The organism is Oleomonas cavernae, assembly GCF_003590945.1.
Taxonomy (GTDB): domain Bacteria; phylum Pseudomonadota; class Alphaproteobacteria; order Zavarziniales; family Zavarziniaceae; genus Zavarzinia; species Zavarzinia cavernae.
On sequence record NZ_QYUK01000019.1, the window covers coordinates 1 to 4,596 of the forward strand.

The window sequence follows — 4,596 nt, forward strand, 5'->3', positions numbered from 1 at the left end:
AAATCAACAGGCGGGAGCGATCAAGTGCCGGTGGCGCTCGGCGCCGTCAGGCCGTTCCACACCGCCATGGCGTGGCGGGCGACGTCCAGGAGTTCTTCCCGGCTGCCGCCGTCGCGCGCCCTGATCGACATGCCCTGCTGGACCGCCATGAAATACGAGGTCAGCGACCGGGCGTTCGTCCCCGGCGGCAGTTCACCCTCGGCGATGGCGCGTTCCAGGCGCAGGCGGACGTGATCGCAGACCGAGAGCCGGCGCTGGGCCATGTCGCGGCGGACCTCGTCGTTCTCGGGTGCGCAGTTGGCGGCCGCGAAAATGGTAAAGCAGCCCGGCGGCTTGCCCGGCGCGGTGACATTCTCCGCCGTCGTGCGCAGCAGCGCCGCGATCGCCTCGCGCGCCGTGGCATGGCCGTCGAAGGTCGCCCAGGTGCCCGAACCCTCGGTCTGGGCATACAATTCCGTCGCCTCGCGGAAAAGCTGCTGCTTGCTGCCGAAGGCGGCATAGAGGCTGGGCGAGGCGATGCCCATCGCCGCCGTCAGTTCCGCCATGCTCGTGCCCTCGTAGCCGCGCGCCCAGAACACTTCCATCGCCTGTTGCAAGGCCTGGGTACGGTCGAAACAGCGAGGGCGGCCGCGCTGGGCCATGGCTCCACCTCTTTCCCATGTTTTTTTGTGTAGTGATCGTTAAATAATCTTGTTGCGGTGCAGCGGCAAGTGGTCTAGCTATTTATATATCAATCAACACATAAATACGAGCCACGCGCATGTCGCAGGATATTCTCCGCACGGCCGGTCCGGCCGTTCCCCTCGATGACGCCCGCATCGCGCCGGAAAAATGGCTGGTGCTGGGCGCGGTTTTCCTCGCCGCGGTGATGATGCCGCTGGGCTTCGTCGCCCCCGTCGTCGCCCTGCCGGCCATCGGCGCCGAGCTGGGCGGCAGCGCGGTGGCGCTGAACTGGGTGGTCAACGGCGCCTTCCTGGCTTTCGGCAGTGCCGTGATGGCGGCCGGCGCCCTGGCCGACATGTTCGGGCGCAAGCGCCTGTTCGGCATCGGCCTCGTCGCCTACACGATCCTGTCCCTGATCGTGGCCTTTTCGCCCACGCTGCTGGTGCTGGACATTGCCCGCACCCTCCAGGGGGCGGCGGGCGCCCTGGCCATGATCGCCGGCTTTGCCGCCCTGGCCCAGGAATTCGAGGGCCGGGCCCGCACCCGGGCCTTCAGCATCCTCGGCACCGGCTTTGGCATCGGCATCGCCTTCGGCCCGATCATCGGCGGCGCCCTGATCGGCAGCCTGGGCTGGCGCGCCATCTTCGTGGCGGTTGCCATCCTCAGCCTGGGTGTGCTGGCGGTGGGCGTGCCGCGCCTGCGCGAATCGCGCGACCCCGATGCCAAGCGCTTCGACATCTGGGGCGTCGTCGCCTTCACCGTGACCTTGACCCTGCTGACGCTGGCGATCATGCAAGGCCCGCAAAGCGGCTGGTCCAGCCCGCTGGTGCTGGCGCTGATCGGCGGCTTCGTCGTCATGCTGGGTGCCTTCCTGGCGATCGAGCGGGCGCAGGAGCGGCCGATGCTGGACGTGACTCTGTTCACCTATCCGCGCTTCCTGGCGGTGCAGTCGCTGCCGGTGGCGGTCGCCTACAGCTTCATCGTGGTGCTGTTCGTCCTCCCCGCGCGCCTGGTCGGGATCGAGGGCATGAGTGCCGCCGAGGCCGGCCTGCTGATGCTGCCGCTCAGCGCGCCGATCGCGATCATCCCCTTCCTGGGCGCCTTGCTGACCAAATGGGTGCCGGCCGGCCCCCTGTCGGGCCTGGGCCTGATCATCGGCGCCGTCGGCCTCGGCCTGCTGGCCTTCGTGGCGCCGGGGGCCGGGCCCGTCGCCTTCGTGCTGCCCCTGCTGCTGATCGGCGTGGGGGCGGCGATTCCCTGGGGCCTGATGGACGACCTGGCGGTTTCCGTGGTGCCCAAGGAGCGGGCGGGCATGGCGGTCGGCATCTTTGCCACCGCCCGCGTGGCCGGCGAGAGCATCGCCATCGCGGTAACGGGCGCGGTGCTGCTGGGCTTTGCCCAGGCGGGCCTGGTGCGGGCCGGCAAGCTTGCGCCCGACGCCGTCATCGCCACGGCCAACGGCATGGTTGGCGGCAAGCTGGGCGAAGCGGCGCTGGCGGCCCCGTCGCTGGGGACCGGCCTGCTCACGCAGCTCTATGCCGATGCCTTTTCCGCGGCGATGCTGGTGCTGGCCGCGATCACCCTGGTCGCCGCCCTCATCGCCATCGTGTTTCGTCCGCTTCATCCTCGTCCTTCACCTCGTGGCGGCGGACGAAGACGATGGCGATGAGGGCGGCGACCAGGGTGATCGCGGCCAGCACCAGCATCGCCGCGGAAAAGGCATCGGCATAGAGCTGCGTGAGCAGGCCGGTCCCCAGCGACGGGGCCGCCAGCGCCGCTTCGCCCAGCTTGCCGCCAACCATGCCGTTGGCCGTGGCGATGACGGCGTCGGGCGCAAGCTTGCCGGCCCGCACCAGGCCCGCCTGGGCAAAGCCCAGCAGCACCGCGCCCGTTACCGCGATGGCGATGCTCTCGCCGGCCACGCGGGCGGTGGCAAAGATGCCGACCGCCATGCCCGCCCGCTCCTTGGGCACCACGGAAACCGCCAGGTCGTCCATCAGGCCCCAGGGAATCGCCGCCCCCACGCCGATCAGCAGCAGGGGCAGCACGAAGGCGACGGGCCCGGCCCCGGCGCCACGAAGGCCAGCAGGCCGAGGCCGACGGCGCCGATGATCAGGCCCAGGCCCGACAGGGGGCCGGCCGGCACCCATTTGGTCAGCAAGGCGCCCAGGAAGGGGATGATCGCGATCGGCGCGCTGAGCGGCAGCATCAGCAGGCCGGCCTCGGCGGCACTCATGCCCTCGATCCCGACCAGGCGCGCGGGGAGGACGAACAGCACCACGATGAAGCTGTAGGCGACCGCCACCGGCAGCGACTGCACCGCCAGGAAGCGCGGATAGGTGAACAGAGTCACGTCCAGCATCGGCCGCTCCTGCGCCCGCTCGATCGCCAGGAAGGCACCCAGCATGACGACGAAGCCGCCGATCAGCGCCAGCACCAGCGGGCTGGACCAGCCGCTTTGCGGGCCTTGCATGATCGCCAGCGTCAGCAGGGTCAAGGTCACGGTGAAGGCGACGACGCCCCAGATGTCGAAGCGCTTGGCATCGGGGTCGCGCGATTCGCGCAGGCGCGGCACGCCCACCGCCAGCACACCCAGGCTGAGGATGGCAACCGCCACGAAGATGGCGCGCCAGCCCAGGCTGCCGATCAGGGCGCCGCCGATGATCGGGCCGAAGGCGATGCCGATGCCAAAGCCGGTGCCGAGGATGCTGAAGGCCCGGGTGCGGGCCCGGCCCTCGAATTCCTGGGCCAGGGCGGCAAAGCCGGCGATCATGGCCAGGGCGCCCGCCGCCCCTGGAGGGTGCGGGCAATGTCCAGCACCAGCAGCGTGGGCGAAAAGGCCACGATCAGGGACAGGATCGTGTAGGCGACGAGGCCGATGCCGAACAGGCGCTTGCGCCCGAACATGTCGGCCAGGGCGCCGGCCGCCATCACGGCACTGCCGAAAGCCAGGAAGGCGCCGTTGACCACCCAGTTCAGCGCCACCGCGCTGCCGCCCAGCTCGGCGCCGATGGCCGGCAGGGCGACGACGGGGGCGACGAAGCCCAGCGGCATCATCACCGCGGCGAGGAAAACCGCGCCCAGCACCAGCCATTTTTCCGGCGCGATGCGGGCGTCATCGAGGGGAACGGCCGGACCGGCCGTGCGGAGAATATCCTGCGACATGCGCGTGGCTCGTATTTATGTGTTGATTGATATATAAATAGCTAGACCACTTGCCGCTGCACCGCAACAAGATTATTTAACGATCACTACACAAAAAAACATGGGAAAGAGGTGGAGCCATGGCCCAGCGCGGCCGCCCTCGCTGTTTCGACCGTACCCAGGCCTTGCAACAGGCGATGGAAGTGTTCTGGGCGCGCGGCTACGAGGGCACGAGCATGGCGGAACTGACGGCGGCGATGGGCATCGCCTCGCCCAGCCTCTATGCCGCCTTCGGCAGCAAGCAGCAGCTTTTCCGCGAGGCGACGGAATTGTATGCCCAGACCGAGGGTTCGGGCACCTGGGCGACCTTCGACGGCCATGCCACGGCGCGCGAGGCGATCGCGGCGCTGCTGCGCACGACGGCGGAGAATGTCACCGCGCCGGGCAAGCCGCCGGGCTGCTTTACCATTTTCGCGGCCGCCAACTGCGCACCCGAGAACGACGAGGTCCGCCGCGACATGGCCCAGCGCCGGCTCTCGGTCTGCGATCACGTCCGCCTGCGCCTGGAACGCGCCATCGCCGAGGGTGAACTGCCGCCGGGGACGAACGCCCGGTCGCTGACCTCGTATTTCATGGCGGTCCAGCAGGGCATGTCGATCAGGGCGCGCGACGGCGGCAGCCGGGAAGAACTCCTGGACGTCGCCCGCCACGCCATGGCGGTGTGGAACGGCCTGACGGCGCCGAGCGCCACCGGCACTTGATCGCTCCCCGCCTGTTGATTTCTCGACG

General features: G+C 69.3%; 4 protein-coding genes and 1 pseudogene. 2 read left to right on the plus strand and 3 right to left on the minus strand.

Translation table 11 applies throughout. The features are described from left to right. Window positions 1-20: 20 nt before the first annotated feature. Window positions 21-641, minus strand: a complete 621-nt coding sequence (locus D3874_RS27505) for a TetR/AcrR family transcriptional regulator (RefSeq protein ID WP_119779983.1) — start codon at window positions 639-641, stop codon at window positions 21-23. Window positions 642-760: 119 nt separating this feature from the next. On the opposite strand from D3874_RS27505, the gene D3874_RS27510 reads away from it, so the two are divergent. After that, on the plus strand, window positions 761-2,332 hold the full coding sequence (locus D3874_RS27510) for an MFS transporter (RefSeq protein ID WP_119782896.1): 1,572 nt from the start codon (window positions 761-763) through the stop codon (window positions 2,330-2,332). Here the strand turns inward: D3874_RS27510 and D3874_RS29740 are convergent. Together D3874_RS29740 and D3874_RS29745 are read right to left on the minus strand one after the other, a co-directional pair. Further along, a complete protein-coding gene (locus tag D3874_RS29740) occupies window positions 2,259-2,711 on the minus strand; it encodes an MFS transporter (protein ID WP_199699396.1) in 453 nt (150 codons plus the stop codon). The two genes, D3874_RS27510 and D3874_RS29740, sit on opposite strands and share 74 nt — an antisense overlap. Then, a pseudogene (locus tag D3874_RS29745) lies at window positions 2,693-3,828 on the minus strand (MFS transporter). Before D3874_RS29745 ends, D3874_RS29740 begins: the two are co-directional and overlap by 19 nt. A 119-nt stretch (window positions 3,829-3,947) precedes the next feature. Here D3874_RS29745 and D3874_RS27520 point away from each other — a divergent pair. After that, the gene (locus D3874_RS27520; protein ID WP_119779983.1) at window positions 3,948-4,568 is read left to right on the plus strand and encodes a TetR/AcrR family transcriptional regulator; all 621 of its coding nucleotides are present in this window, start codon (window positions 3,948-3,950) and stop codon (window positions 4,566-4,568) included. Window positions 4,569-4,596 lie beyond the last annotated feature (28 nt).